The sequence below is a fragment of the Paenibacillus oceani genome, assembly GCF_014705615.1.
Taxonomy (GTDB): Bacteria; Bacillota; Bacilli; order Paenibacillales; family NBRC-103111; genus Paenibacillus_AB; species Paenibacillus_AB oceani.
Genome location: NZ_JACXJA010000006.1, coordinates 69,644 through 83,603 on the forward strand (window position 1 = coordinate 69,644; position 13,960 = coordinate 83,603).

Sequence of the window (13,960 nt, forward strand, 5' to 3'; positions counted from 1 at the left end):
TCACCTTATCATAGCAACACGTGCCGGATTTGACAACAAACGCAGTTTGGTTTTCATAATTTTGTCGATTCTGATGTCACCTTTCCGGCATCCGCCCATACACTATAGAGTAGGTTTTAGCCCATACCCGATTCGTTACATTATTCCCCAAATCGCGCTTCAAGCATTACAAAAAAATTGAACGAATTCGTTCAAGGAGGAATGCGATCATGATGAACATGAATCCTTACCAAACGGGCGCAGGCGCGCCGAAAATGTCTTTCCCGTCCATGCCGCAATCCGGCTCCGGCATGCCTTCGTACGGAAGCGGAATGATGCCGCAACCCGGCACGGGCTTCCCGTCCTATGGACCGAGTCCGATGCCGCCGGTTACGACAGGAGGCACAATTCCCGGAATGCCGGGTCCGACTCCGATGCTGCCGGCCGAGGAATCGTTCGTTGAGAATATTCTCCGGCTCAATCTGGGCAAAACAGGCACGTTTTACATGACGTACGAGAACAACAGCGAGTGGAACGCCAAAATATTCCGAGGCGTCATCGAAGCGGCGGGACGCGATCATATCATCATCAGCGATCCGAAAACAGGAATGCGTTACTTGCTGTTGATGGTCAACCTGGACTATGTAACGTTTAACGAAGAGCTCAACTACACATATCCGTTCCGGTAAACACGTCCGGACGGAAGCTTGCCTTCGGATGCACAGATCCGTTTAGCGGCTTTTTCCGCTGCAAACGGAGGGCCCTCCGTCCTAGGCGGGCAAGGGCCGCCCTTCATTTCCTATACCAAAAGCGATACGCTCCTTGAGGCCTGCCGAACGAATCGGGGGAAACCGGCCTCGGACCGTATCGCTTTTCTTCCTTAATATAGGACGACCGATGGACCTTGCAGTCAGACGGCCGACGATGACGGCACTTTATCGTAGCTGAATACGACGCCGAGCTGGCTGCCGGGATCGAGCATCAACTGTTCGTACACGCCGGCCGCATCGTCTACGGGCACGCACGACGTAATCAACGAACCGACGGCAACGCGCCCTTCGGACAGCATCCGGATATATTCGCCCATGTTGCGTCCTTCCGTCCACCGTACATAACCGATCGGGTAATCGACTCCGCCCCGCTCGTAGACGGCATCGTAGCGGCCAGGACCGCCCGCCCGGGAGATGATCACCTGGGCTTCCTTGCTGAACAACTTATTGCGGCTGAACTCGGTTTTGACGTCGCCGACGATGACGATCTTGCCCCGATCCCGCAGCCACTCAAGCGCCTGATCGATCAAGCCCCCCGCCTTGCCGCCCGCACAGATGAACACGGCGTCCGCTCCGGCTCCATCGGAACGGTCGCGGATCGCTTCCCCCAGTTCCGCTCCATTCACGCATGCGGTGCCGGCTCCGCCGGCCCGCAATTGCTCGCACCTTTCCTCCATCAGATCAAACCCGATAACGCGGAAGCCGGCCGCGCTTGCGAGCTGGCACAGCAGTTGTCCGAGGATGCCGAGCCCAACGACGACGGCCGTCTCACCGAACCGCAGATCGGATTGGCGTAAAGCATGAATCGCAATCGCTCCATGCGCCACGAACGAAGCGTCGCGCAAGTCGACATGGTCCGGTACGGGTACGACCAGATTTCTCGGAACGACGATTTGCTCGGCATGCCTGACGTAAGGACCGCCGTAGCAAGCAACCCGCTGCCCGGGGCGCACATGCTCTACGCCAGCCCCGACTTCTCTCACGATCCCTGCCGCGCTGTAGCCTAGCACGATCGAATCTTCCACTTCCCTGCTCCGGTTAATCGCGCTAATTTCCGTTCCCGGACTGATCGCCGAGTAGACGGTATCTACAACAACGTGACCGTCCGCGCACAAAGGAGCCTGCACCGTTTGCGTCCGAATGACGCCCTTATGGGTCGTTACAATTCTCATGATTGCTGTCCTCGATTCCGCTGATCTTTGGTTCATATCTTGTTCTTATTGTATATTATAAAGAGGGTTAACCATTACCGTCAACTTCTCAACACGCACATTTGCCGTTATAATGAGTACAACCGATCAAGCCATGTACGTTTGGCCGGACTATCTTCGGAGGTTTCTGCATGTCCGCAAAACCGAAACGCACTACATTTCGCATCCGACTGGAAGAAATGCTTGTCTCGCTGCGCAACGATATCGGCATGGGCCGGTACGCGCCCGGCGACTTTTTGCCGTCTGAGCATCGATTGATCGAGCAGTTTTCCTTAAGCAAAAACTCCGTCCGCAAAGGACTGGAGCAGCTGGTGGAGCAAGGACTTGTTGAGAAGGTGCCGCGGATCGGCACCCGGGTCGTCCAGAACGCAGCCGCAGCGACGGTTACGATCAGGCTCGGGTATTTCTCGACATTGCTCGAGCATGTCAACCTGATGACGCTGCTGAACCGGTTTCACCGGACGTATCCGGGCATAGTCGTACAACCGGTACCGCTTCCGTCTACCCGGTCCGCTTCCGAGCTCGCCGATTTCCTTAACGCGGAGCCGATCGATGTCGTCACCGTAAACAACGAGATGTTCGAGACGATGCTGGAGAACGGTCCCGCTTCGGGCCAACTGGAGCCGCTGGAGCCGTCCGGTTCGCTGTATCCGTTCCTGAACAGGCCGTTTACCGAAGCGGGGGCGCTGTATGTACAGCCATTCGTTTTTTCCCCGTTTGTGCTGGCATACAATAAAGTTCATTTCCGCGAAACGGAGCTGACCGCGCCGGACGACAGCTGGACATGGGACGATGTGGCGGCAGCGTCGAAGCGGCTGTCCGCCAGCCGCGGACATCTCGGTTTTTATATGCATTATTTATCGATTAACCGGTGGCCGCTGTTTCTGCTGCAAAGCGGGATTCGTTTCGGCCGGAGCCCGGAAGGCCGGCTGGCGTTCGACCGGGACTTGCTCCGCACGGCGGCCGCAACCGGCTCCTCCCTGCTTGCCGCGCAAAACGTCGCTTCCGCTTATTTGTCCGAGCGGGATGCCGATGCGGAGGCGTTATTCGCCCAGCAGAAAGTATCGATGATCGTCACGAGTTATTTCAGTATAAATTCGCTGCGCGAAACCGACCTCGATTACGATATTGCGCCGCTTCCCCACTCGGGGAAGCCCGCTACGCTGATGCTGGCGATCGGACTGGCTGTCAACAAGCAGAGCGGCAAAAAACAGGCGGCCAAAAGGTTCGTCGATTATTGCACGGGGGAAGAAGCCCAGCTGTTCATCCGGAAGACGACGCTGAGTCTGCCTTCCCGCAAGGAAGCCGCCGAATGGAGCGGTCCGGACGGCTTGAACCGTCCCTCCCGCCATGAGGTGTACCGGGATCTTGTGCCGACTTACCGGCTGTATGCCGACATGAACATCCGCTATGCCGAGCTGGTGCGGATCTGCGCCGAGCTGAAGCTCTATTGGGCCGGGCTCGACGATATGGACACCGTCAGCCGGAGGATTGAGGAGACGGTGTAGGCCCGGGGAATTTTCAAAAAAGAGGTTGAGCGTTGCAAGCTGGCGCTCGGCCTTTTTGCATCACACCCCTTATTCAGCCAAAATGCTGCGATTGAAAGCTGTTGCGAACCTTAGGCACGTTACCTCCTCTACAAGATCGTATCTCCAACTGTTCTTCGCCTAATAAGGCCGATGGCGTTCGTTAGATCTCAGAAAAACGTACTTTGCGAGTATAAGCGCCGTACAGTTCGTTACCCGATGTAAGTTTGCTTCTTTACACGATGCAAGTTTGCTTCGCCTGAAGGCCAAACGAAGACGGAGAAAGGAGACGGAGAAAGGCCGTCCTCCAAGTCTCATCAGACTTAGAGGAACGGCCCCGCCTCGTTTTCAATCTATACGCTGTATTCGTTTCGCTTATACCGCAGGTACTTTCGCAAAATGATTCGCGACCTTGCGGATCGCCCGGACCATATCGTCGATGTCCTGCTCGGAGAAAAACTCGTTGACGCTCAGGCGGATCGCCGTCTGCAAAATCCGTTCCGCTTCCGGGCAGTCGCCTTCCTTATACGTGATTCCCGTAATATCAAACGGGAAGTGGCTGCCGAGATACGCCTGGCGCTTCTGGAACAACGGCTGCATGTACATAACGGAAGCGATATAACCCGCCGTATTCGGAATGCCTTCCGCCGCCAGCGCCTCGCTGAACTCCTTGCGCGTGCAGGTCAGCTTGGACTCGTCGATGCGCAGCATGTAGAACCAGTACGTCCCCTCGTTGCCTTCCTCCACCTTATGCGGCTCGATGCCCGGCAAACCGCTGATTCCGGCTGTAATCCGGTCGCCGAATTTGTGACGGCGCTCGCAAATCCAAGGCAGCTTCTTGAGCTGCGCGATCCCTACCGCGCCTTGAAGCTCGGTCATCCGGTAGTTCGGCGCCACGTAATGAAGATCTTTCTGAACCGTATCGCCGAAACGTTTGAAGTTTTTGTCCGCGAACGCATGCGTCGTCAGGAAATCCTGCTCGTCTCCGGAGTTTACCGTCACGATCCCGCCGTCGCCTGTCGAGATATGCTTGAAGTCATTGGTGCTGAAGCAGCCGTAATCGCCGATCGTGCCGGCCAGACGGCCTTTGTATTTGGTCAAGTAGCTTTGCGCGCAGTCTTCGATGACTTTGACGTTATGCTTGCGGGCGATCGCCATAATCGCGTCCATATCGGCCGGGTTGCCCGCCAGGTGGACGACGAGAATCGCTTTCGTACGCGGCGTAATGCGCGCTTCGATCGATTTCGGGTCCATGTTGTACGTATTCGGATCGAGGTCGGCGAACACCGGAATCGCATTTTGATACAAAATGCCGATAAGCGTCCCCTGGTCGGTGATCGGGCTCGTGATAACTTCGTCGCCCACCGTTACGCCGGCCGCACCGAGCGCTACGTGAATCGACGCCGTCCCCGAGGTTGTCGCGACGCTGTACTTCACGCCGTACATCTCGTTAAAATCGCTCAGAAATTGTTTTACCTTTTTGCCGAAATGGTAAAACAGTGTATTTTGCTCAAGCGCCTCCAGGAGCTCCTTCGCTTCGTCCAGACCGAATCGCTTCCCGGTGCCGAACGGAGTCGTTTTCGTTTTCGGACCGCCGTGGATGGCTAACGTTTCTTGACTCATGGCTCTATCCCCTTATCCCATGTATTGTCCGGCTCCGCTCAGGCGAAGCGGCTGCTTGCTTGGCTTCTCTGGCGCCGGATATAACTGCTGCTCTCAGTTGCTATTATAAAAGCCCGGGCAAACGCTTACGCGCCAATTTGTGTAGGAAAGTAAGCCAATAATTGATACAATAAGGCCATACGAACGTTGATCCCATCGTGATATGCGAGGAAAAACGAATGACGACTTTTCCTATTTTTCAGGACAGCCTTCGCCTCAACACGTTCAAGAAGGGCGAGCTGCCGCTGTACATCAAGCATTACACCGTCCATAACGGGTACCCGAACCACCATCACGAGTTCGTCGAAATATCGCTTGTGACCGGCGGCGAGGGAACGGAAGTCGTCAACGGCGCGGAGCACCGGCTGGGACCAGGCAGCATCTGCCTGCTGCTTCCTTACCATCTGCATGCGCTGAAGCTGCACGGGGACCGAAAGCTCGTCAAATTTTGCTGCATGTTCGATATTAACCTGCTGTTCCAGCCCGACTTCGCCGAGGTCGGGCGGTGGCTGGTCCGGCTATCGGACGAGATGACTCCATTTTACGATCTCCCTGCCCAGCCGTTCGAAGCATTGCAATCGGTTCTCTTCGCATTGGAGAACGAATACAGGACCGTGCCGGAGACGCTTGGCAAACAGGGCTTTATGCGGATTAAGCTGCTGGAGGCGATCTATTTGTTTTTCCGCCACCATCCCGGCTTCGCCTCGCTCGAGCAGCCGTCCTCCGCCCAGCCCGAGGAATGGGATTTCGTCAAATACGTCAACACGCATTTTCTGGAGGAAAATATTTCCCTTGAGGAAGTGGCGGGCAAGTTCGGGGTGAGCGTATTTGTCGTGCGCAACGCCTTCAAGCGGCTGCTCGGCAAAAACTTTCTCGAATATTTGCATCAGCTGCGGATTCGCCGGGCATCGGGTCTACTCAGCGCCACGGACATGTCGGTGTCGGAGATCGCCTATGACGTCGGCTTCTCTTCCTTGCGCTCGTTTACCCGCGTCTTTAAGGAAGCGACCGGCATGAGCGCAACCGATTACAGAAAAAAACATTCGCGGGTGGACCCGTAAAGCCGGCTCCGATCGTTTTTTCGAAGGGGCAGCTTCCCTTCTATCCGCTTTCCGTGTACGTTCCGCCGCCTTTTACCATTAAAGGTTCGTGACGCACAAAAATCAATTTTGTACAAAGACGGCGTTCCCGCCGATTTGCTATGATGGGTTCATCACTTGCTCAGGAGGTTTACGGTTCATGGACGACTTTACAAGACTGCAAGCCAGACTGCTGGAGAAGGCAACAAATCCTGCGGCGAGGCCTGCTATATATGTCGCGATAGGCGACAGCGTAACGCAAGGGTGCATGGAGGAAGGCGTGGTCGAGCATGAGCGCGTCTATCATCAATTGCTTCGCAAACGGGTAGCCAACCGTTATCCGATCAGCATCCTGAACGTGATCAACTCCGGCGTATCCGGAGACACGGCTCACCGGTCCAGGGAACGCTGGCAGCATGACGTGCTTATCTACAAGCCCGATCTGGTTACGATCTGCTTCGGACTGAACGACGCCCACGGCGGAGACGCCGGGCTGGACAACTACATCGGGGCGATCCGCGATCTGATCCGTCAAGTGAAGGAACAGACGGAAGCGGAAGTGCTGCTGTTCACTCCCCCGATGATGATGAAGCACGACAACCCGCGGATCGCCGACGTGCACCGCCACCATGTGGCGAACTTTACCCGGGTATACGAGAACGGAAACCTGCACCGGTACGTACAGGCTCTTCGTGCGATGGCCCGGGAGGAGGATGTGGCGCTGCTCGACATTTACGCGATGTGGGAAGAGATGGAGAAGCAGGGGATCGATATTCACGAGATGCTGTCGAACGGGATTAACCATCCGACCGCCGACTTCCACGAACGGATGGCGGAAGCGCTCGAGCAGAAGCTGTTTGCGGACGCGCCGGTACCAGCGCAATCCTAGATACCGGTATCACTGCCTCGCCCGAAACCGAAACAGACAAATGAACTTATATGCCCTAATCTGACGAAACCCCCGATGACCCGGGAAGCTTAACCGCTCTTTCGGGCCATCGGGGGTGTTTTATTGCTCTTCGCCAACCAGCAGCCGTCTATCGATTTTGATCACCATCCGGCGTACCGGGCCTTCCGTGTTCACGCTGCAGCAAGGGCGGTGAACATCCGCCGGGAAAAAGACGGCGTACATCCCCGGCTTCTGGTGCAGCCAGAGCTCCTGCTCCACCTTGTCGTAGAAAGCGACGTCCCTCGTGTCCAGATCATCCCTGGCGACTTGCAGCAAAGAGCGCCACGGCACGACTCCGATCTTCTCCTCGCCGCTGATTACGTATTGAATATCGATATAAGTACGGTGCGATTCCGCGTTTTGATCCGCCGCGGCTCTCGTCGTTGTCGTCTTGATTGAAGCGTGCATCCGTCTGCCGTCCAGCTCGTATTTTCCGTCCGGTACTTGATCGAAGTCCAGCGAGCGGATATGCTCCATCGCTTGTTGAAGAGCCGCCGGCCACATGGCTTTCTCCGCTTCCCAATTGTCGATATGCCCCCAGAACAAATAGATCCAACCTCCCGCCGGCCAAGCCTGAATAGGAACTGTCCTCAGTCGAGCCGGATTTCGCGGCCTAGCCGCGCCGATTCGTAGATCGCGCTTAAAATCTTGATCATATCGACGCCCTGCTCCGGCGTAAAAATCGGCTTCTCCCGCCCTTGTACCACCTCTACAAAATGGTGGATGTTGGAGCCGTGCCCATGCCCGTTTTTGACGATTTGCGGCTCCACGTTGCACAGGGTCCCTTCGATCTCCGTAAACAGCTTCAAATCGTCGTTTCTCAAGCTGAAGCCCGCCTTCGTGCCGCGCAGCTCGACGAACCGGGTTTCCTGCTCGATATTGGACGCCCAGCTGAATTCGATTTGCAGCGTCGCCCCGTCCTCGAACCGGATGAAGCCGGAGACCAGATCCTCCACGTCGAATACGCCGCCGCTTTTCTTCTCCCCGAACGCGCTGTGCTCCGAATCGGCGAGATCCGTCTCGGCAAACTTCGTATATGCCGAGCCGCTAACCGCAACCGGCTTCGGATTGCCCATAATCCAGACAGCCAGGTCGATCATATGGACGCCCAGATCGATTAGCGGACCGCCTCCCGACAATTCTTTCGTCGTAAACCAGCCGCCTTTGCCGGGTATGCCTCTTCGCCTGATCCATCCGCACCGGCCCATGTAGCAGTCGCCCATATGGCCTTTTTCCGCATACGTTTTCAGAAACTGCGCTACGGAACGGAACCGGTTGTTACGCATGACCATCAGCACCTTGCCGCTCTCCTTCGCCGCTTCCGCCATCTTGACCGCTTCCTCGGGACTGACGGCGTCCGGCTTTTCGCAGAACACATGCTTGCCCGCCTTCAGCGCGGCGATCGACACTTCAGAATGATACAGGTTCGGGGTGCAGACGTTAATAATATCGATGTCGTCTCTCGCGATCAGCTCGCGGTAGTCCTCGTACACGTCCTCGATGCCGTGCTCGTCGGCGATTCTCTGAGCCGCCTCCTTATTCGCATCGCACAAGGCGACGAGCTCGGTGTCCGGATTGGCCAGCCAGGCGGCCAGATGCGCGCCTTTGAACATCCCGCCCGTTCCTACTGCCCCTACTTTTAAAGTTGCCATTCGATTTTCTCTCCTCGCTATTAGTTGGATGATTTGACCGGCTTCTCGCTGGGCACCGGCTCGAGCGCCGGATGCGGACTAGGCGGCACGCTGCGCGGAGCCTGCTCCGGCTCCGGTGCCGCCCAACGGACTCCGTTCGAGATCACCTTCAGCACCGATTCGTTATGGAACGTCGGATACGTCTCGTGGCCCGGGCGGAAATAAAAGATTTTCCCTCTGCCCCGCCGGAACGTACAGCCGCTGCGGAACACTTCCCCGCCCTGGAACCAGCTCATAAACACAAGCTCATCCGGCTCGGGAATGTCGAAAAACTCGCCGTACATTTCCTCCTGCTCCAGCTCGAAATAACGGTCGATGCCCTGCGTAATCGGATGACCGGGATTGACGACCCACAACCGTTCCTTCTCGTCCGCCACTCTCCAGATGAGCGAGCAGGTCGTGCCCATCAGCTTGCGGAATACTTTCGAGTAATGCGACGAATGAAGCGCGATGAACCCCATCCCGTTCAAGACGCGGGCATGCACTTTGTCTACAATCGCGTCGTCCACTTCCTCGTGGGCGCGGTGTCCCCACCAGATCAGCACATCGGTATTTTGCAGCACATCGTCCGTCAGTCCATGCTCCGGCTCAGCCAGTGTCGCGGTGCGGATCATAAAATCGCTTGATGCGATCCCTTCGGCGATCGCCCCGTGGATGCCTCTCGGGTAAATCGCCGCCACCTTTTCCTTACGCAGCTCGTGAGAATACTCGTTCCAGATCGTAACGCGAATCATCGTCCGCCATCCTCCTTTTCCCTATCGCACAAATGTACCGTATCCTTATCCGTTTCCGGATACTGTCAGCTTCCAATACGCGATCCGTTCCCGGTTCCAGGTGTACGTAATATGAAGCGTTTCGCCGTCCGCCACGATAGCGGGGTACGAATATTCGCCCGGCTCTTTCTCGAGCACGAACTCGCCGCCCCAGCTCATTCCGTTGTCGGAGGAGAAGCGGACGACCAGAGGCGTTCTCGGCCCCCATCTCCCGCTTACCGGGTTATAAACAAGCGCGAGCGTTCCGTCATTCATCTGTACCAGATCGATGCCGCTATTGTTATTCAGCAAGCCGATCGAATAGGCCTGGCACCACGAACGTCCGCCGTCTGCGGAATCGCTGCGGAAGATCGTGTCTTCGGTTGTGCGCAGCAGCATGTGCACACGGCCCGGCTCCGATTCCCACAGCGTAGGCTGGATAACGCCTTTGTTCATCACGCCGTCGGCCTCCTCGGCGGGCCGGATGTCCGTCGCCGCTTCTCCTTCCTGTTTCGGGACGCGCCGGAGCGGGACGAACCCGGTCCGGTTCCAGGAAGCGCCGCCGTCCTCGGACAAGTCGACGAAAGCGTCCCAGCGCTCCTTCGTCTCTAGCGATGCGGGGGCGGCCATCGTGCCGTCGCGCAGCCGGATCAGCTTGTTTTTGACCGGACCTCGTCCCCCTTTGTCACCCTCGATCAGCTCGCGGGGAGCCGACCAGGTCGTGCCGTCGTCGGAGGAGGTCGTCACCATTGTCCGCCACGAAGGGATTTTAACGCCGGATTTGTAATATAACGTGAGGATGCCCCTCTCGTCCCGGTCGAGCACCGGGTTCCACAGAGGAACGTCGGCTCCTGCCAAACGCGCCGGCTCGCTCCAGCCTTCCTTCGTTCGAAACGCACCCCAGATGTCGACATCGTGCGCCCCTTCCTTCGTCCCGCCGAACCAGGCGGCCAGCAGCCGTCCGTGATCCAGCGCTACGATCGTAGAAGCATGACAGGACTGAAAAGGCCGCTCGTCCTCGAAAATGTACTCTTTACTGGCGGATTCCACCCGCATTTCCCATCATCCCCCGCTTCAAATTTCGGAACGGTTCCGTTCCGGCAGCAGCCATACTTCCGCGACATTCAACCGCTTGAAACCGCGCGTACGCCGGAACGTCAGGCTCAGCCGGCCGTCCTGCACCGCTTCCGGCGGAACCGCGCATTCCCGAGTCGTCACGCCTCCTGCCGCGATATGCACCTCTTCGTCCAGCACGAAGCTGTCGCCTGCGGTCAGACTCGCCCAGCAGTCCCTTGGCGTCCGGCCGCTCGTCTCGCCTACGAGCACCGCCTTCACCTTGTACTTCGTCTGCGGATCGAGCGAATCGTACCGGACGACGATCGGCGTATCCAGCATCGCGTTCGTATGGGCGACCCAGGAAAGCGGTATGCCTCCGAGCTCTTTTTGGCGCTCTGGCGACATCGACAGCAGATGCATCGCATAAGCGATTCTCGGCGTCGCCAAATACCCGGGGTCCGCCTGCCAGCCTGCACCCGGATCGACGCGGCGGAAGCCCCGACAAGACCCCAAGTTGTCGTAAAAGCCGCCCGGCCCCGGGTCCGTCCGGTTCAGAGCCCCTTCGATCAGCGCAAGCCGCTCGCCTTCGTCTTCCGCCTCGCCAATCAGCTCGCACTGGGTGCGCAGCCAGCGGATGTCGTTCAGCGGAGCGTCGATCGCGTCCATGAAGGCGCCTCTGCCTTGCGATCTGGCGAAATGGCGCGTTACCGTCAGCTGGTAGCCGATGTTCGCGAACAGCTCGTCGGCGAGCTGCTCGCAGCGCTCCTTGTAAGGAGCCCCCACCGGCTCCGTCCTCGCCTGCCCGAGAATATGCCCGGCCCGCTCCAGCGCAGCCAGACTTCCGCTGACAGGCGCCATTTGCAGCGCTTCCCTGGCCTTATACTCCAGCTCCGTCTCGTAAGCGAGCCGCCGCTTCGTGTACGTATCGAAATAAGCGCGCAGCAGATGCATCTGGAACCGGTAGCTGTCGCGCATCCGGGGCGGCGCGTCCGCCTCCATCCGTTTCCACTGCTGCAGCGTCACTTCGACTCCGTCGTTCACGGCCAGCGGCCCTTCCCAGTTGCGCTCCAGAGCGAGCAGTCCCTGAGCGACCGCTTCCGCACGCTCGTCGTCGATAAACAATCCGGCGTACTCTCTCAGCGTCTGCACGACCGGCGTCGCCGGGTCCCACTCCTGATCGGACCAGACGAATTTGTTCACATCGTCGTTGATCCCTTCCGAGTAGGCAATCGTGCCGTCTGCGTAAGGCGCAAGCACGTTATGAATATGCTTCTGGGCGGCGGGACGCGGATTGCAGCTTTCCCGGCCGAGCGTGAGCGCATAAGCCATATCCCAGTCTGCGACCGGGTATTGGCAATGATAGTTGTGGGTTATATCCTCGTAACGCCGAATCGGGTACCGGGCCGGAATCCGCCGCCTCAGCTCGGGCAGCGGAACGTCGACATGCGGACCGAAGACGATGCCGCCGAGCCAATCCGGTTCCCGGTCGACCTGCCGGTAAAACGCTTCCATCCAGGCCGCCGAATCATGCCTCATAATTTGCGGAGACAGCCAAATTTTCGCCTCCGGATGGTATTGCCTGAGCAGCCGGGCTACCCGCTCCGTCCATACGAACAGCGGATCAGGCTCCATCTTGCCCGGATCGCTGCCCGGGACGAACAACGCCCGGATGCGCGGAAGCTTGCGGAAAATGTCTTCGCGCTCGGCCAGCTCGGCCGCGATCGTAACCGGATCATCGTAATCGTCGCCCATATTCGGATACCAGATCCACGTATCGAGCCCGTAGCTGTCGATCGATTCCGCGATCCGCACCATCATCTCCAGCGGCTCGACCTTCATCAGCGGGCCGGTCGGATGATCGTCGGTGCGCGGCGGCAAAATCTCGATGCTATTCGCCCCGAACAACGCAAGCTCGCGGATGTACCGGTCGAACTGCTCCGGACTCCAAGCGTCCAGCGCATTGTTTTTCGGCCGGTAGCCGAGCTGGTGGCCGCGTATCGGCGAATACGGGGCGGTTATCGTATGAAGCGGCCCTTCCAGCCGGCACGAGCCCGCTCCCCAGCGCAGCAGACGCAGCAGCTTGCCGGCGCCGTACAGGACGCCTCTCGCGTCCGCTCCGACGATCCATACCGCCGGCGGTACGCCATCGCCTCCCTCCGTTCGCAGCATGTACCCTTCCGGCTTCAGCTCCGCGAGTCCCCCGGTCACCGCCTCCGGCCATTCCAGCCCGGAGATGCGGCGCAGCGACTCAGCCGTTCCGGCAACGATAACAGGTACCGGCCGCCGGGCATATACCTGCGTCCTTTCCAGGACGACGCCGGTCCGATCGGCTATCTCCTCGACGAGTACGTCGATAGCTTTCGCCTCGGGTCCGCAAACCTCAGGCGCGCTTAGAACCAGCGCTCCTGTGAAGTCGATCCCTTTCATGATTGGTCCCGCCTCCCGTTCGTTTATTTGGAATCCAGCCCGAGCCATTCCAGCCACTCCGCCGTATTCGTAAAATCTCCGGCGATCCGGTTCGCTCCCGCCGTCTTCAGCCGCTCCAGCTTGACCGGATTGATGCCTTCCCGCTCGTTCTCGTCGCTCGCCAGTCCCAGCGCCAGTGCTCCGTTCTCGCGAGCGATCCGGATTTCGACCTTGCCGTCGCCGATAATCGCCAGCTCGTCGCTGCGAAACCCTTTTTGCTCCAGCAGATCGCGCATCACTTTTTCTTTCGAACAGTCGGCACGGCCTACGGGCGCTCCCGCAATTTCCTTAAAATACGCATGGACGCCGAGCACCTTCGCTTCATTCACAACGTCCGGATGATCGGTGCCGCTCGCGACGAACATCTCGATCCCTCTGGCGTGCAGCAGCTCGAGAAACGCCTCGGACCCTTTCATTAAATAATCCGACGCCCGGAGCTTCCCTGCCTCCAGGTCGGCGATCCGTCTGCGCACCGTCTCGAGCAGCCGGCGGTTGTATTCCGCCTTGTACTCCCACTCCCCGAGCACCTGCTCGTTCCATCCTTTTTTCGCCACTTGATCCGCCAGCCATCTCATCTGAAATATCGTCTGGATTCCGGTCGATTGATCGATATAATCGGCGATTTCCCGGTCCAGCGCCTCGGATTCCTCCTGCGTCAGCTGCCGGCTTCCCGCGATCGCTTCTTTCATCATCGGGGCCATCGTCTCTTCCCAGCCCGCCCGGAGCGTTGACAGCGTGCCGTCGAAATCGAACAAAATCGCCTTGACCGGCGTCTTCAGTGTAGTTCCGCTGCTAGATTCCATGTGCTTTATGCCTCCC

12 protein-coding genes are annotated in these 13,960 nt (G+C 58.2%); 4 read left to right on the plus strand and 8 right to left on the minus strand.

Annotated elements, in window-relative coordinates; genetic code table 11:
- The first annotated feature begins 212 nt into the window (after positions 1-212).
- A complete protein-coding gene (gerQ, locus tag IDH45_RS05660) occupies positions 213-668 on the plus strand; it encodes a spore coat protein GerQ (RefSeq protein ID WP_397326993.1) in 456 nt (151 codons plus the stop codon).
- Between the two features lie 221 nt (positions 669-889).
- Here gerQ and IDH45_RS05665 read toward each other — a convergent pair whose 3' ends face one another.
- Positions 890-1,921 carry a zinc-dependent alcohol dehydrogenase gene (locus IDH45_RS05665; RefSeq protein ID WP_190925535.1) on the minus strand — a complete coding sequence of 344 codons (1,032 nt, stop codon included), beginning with the start codon at positions 1,919-1,921 and terminating at the stop codon, positions 890-892.
- Positions 1,922-2,091: 170 nt separating this feature from the next.
- Here IDH45_RS05665 and IDH45_RS05670 point away from each other — a divergent pair, with 170 nt between their 5' ends.
- Positions 2,092-3,468, plus strand: coding sequence for an extracellular solute-binding protein (locus IDH45_RS05670; RefSeq protein ID WP_190925537.1), 1,377 nt, complete (start codon positions 2,092-2,094; stop codon positions 3,466-3,468).
- A gap of 393 nt (positions 3,469-3,861) precedes the next feature.
- Here the strand turns inward: IDH45_RS05670 and IDH45_RS05675 are convergent, their stop codons facing one another.
- Positions 3,862-5,109 (minus strand): DegT/DnrJ/EryC1/StrS family aminotransferase, encoded by a 1,248-nt coding sequence (locus tag IDH45_RS05675; RefSeq protein WP_190925539.1) that lies wholly within the window; start codon positions 5,107-5,109, stop codon positions 3,862-3,864.
- A gap of 218 nt (positions 5,110-5,327) precedes the next feature.
- Between IDH45_RS05675 and IDH45_RS05680 the strand changes: the two genes are divergently transcribed.
- Positions 5,328-6,209, plus strand: a complete 882-nt coding sequence (locus IDH45_RS05680) for an AraC family transcriptional regulator (RefSeq protein WP_190925541.1) — start codon at positions 5,328-5,330, stop codon at positions 6,207-6,209.
- 178 nt (positions 6,210-6,387) lie between these two features.
- A complete protein-coding gene (locus IDH45_RS05685; RefSeq protein WP_190925543.1) occupies positions 6,388-7,116 on the plus strand; it encodes an SGNH/GDSL hydrolase family protein in 729 nt (242 codons plus the stop codon).
- Between the two features lie 120 nt (positions 7,117-7,236).
- Here the strand turns inward: IDH45_RS05685 and IDH45_RS05690 are convergent, their stop codons facing one another.
- From IDH45_RS05690 to IDH45_RS05715, 6 genes are read right to left on the minus strand one after another with little or no spacing between them, the layout of a single operon-like run.
- Entirely contained in the window at positions 7,237-7,722 is a 486-nt protein-coding gene (locus tag IDH45_RS05690; RefSeq protein WP_190925545.1) for a YhcH/YjgK/YiaL family protein, read from the minus strand.
- A gap of 44 nt (positions 7,723-7,766) precedes the next feature.
- Positions 7,767-8,828: a Gfo/Idh/MocA family protein gene (locus tag IDH45_RS05695; RefSeq protein WP_190925547.1), complete on the minus strand. Its 1,062-nt coding sequence runs from the start codon at positions 8,826-8,828 to the stop codon at positions 7,767-7,769.
- Positions 8,829-8,848: 20 nt separating this feature from the next.
- Positions 8,849-9,601, minus strand: a complete 753-nt coding sequence (locus IDH45_RS05700; RefSeq protein ID WP_190925549.1) for a ThuA domain-containing protein — start codon at positions 9,599-9,601, stop codon at positions 8,849-8,851.
- A gap of 45 nt (positions 9,602-9,646) precedes the next feature.
- The gene (locus tag IDH45_RS05705) at positions 9,647-10,675 is read right to left on the minus strand and encodes a sialidase family protein (RefSeq protein WP_190925551.1); all 1,029 of its coding nucleotides are present in this window, start codon (positions 10,673-10,675) and stop codon (positions 9,647-9,649) included.
- Positions 10,676-10,693: 18 nt separating this feature from the next.
- On the minus strand, positions 10,694-13,102 hold the full coding sequence (locus tag IDH45_RS05710; protein ID WP_190925553.1) for an alpha-glucuronidase family glycosyl hydrolase: 2,409 nt from the start codon (positions 13,100-13,102) through the stop codon (positions 10,694-10,696).
- A 23-nt stretch (positions 13,103-13,125) separates the two neighbouring features.
- Positions 13,126-13,944, minus strand: coding sequence for an HAD family hydrolase (locus IDH45_RS05715; protein ID WP_190925555.1), 819 nt, complete (start codon positions 13,942-13,944; stop codon positions 13,126-13,128).
- Between the last annotated feature and the right edge of the window lie 16 nt (positions 13,945-13,960).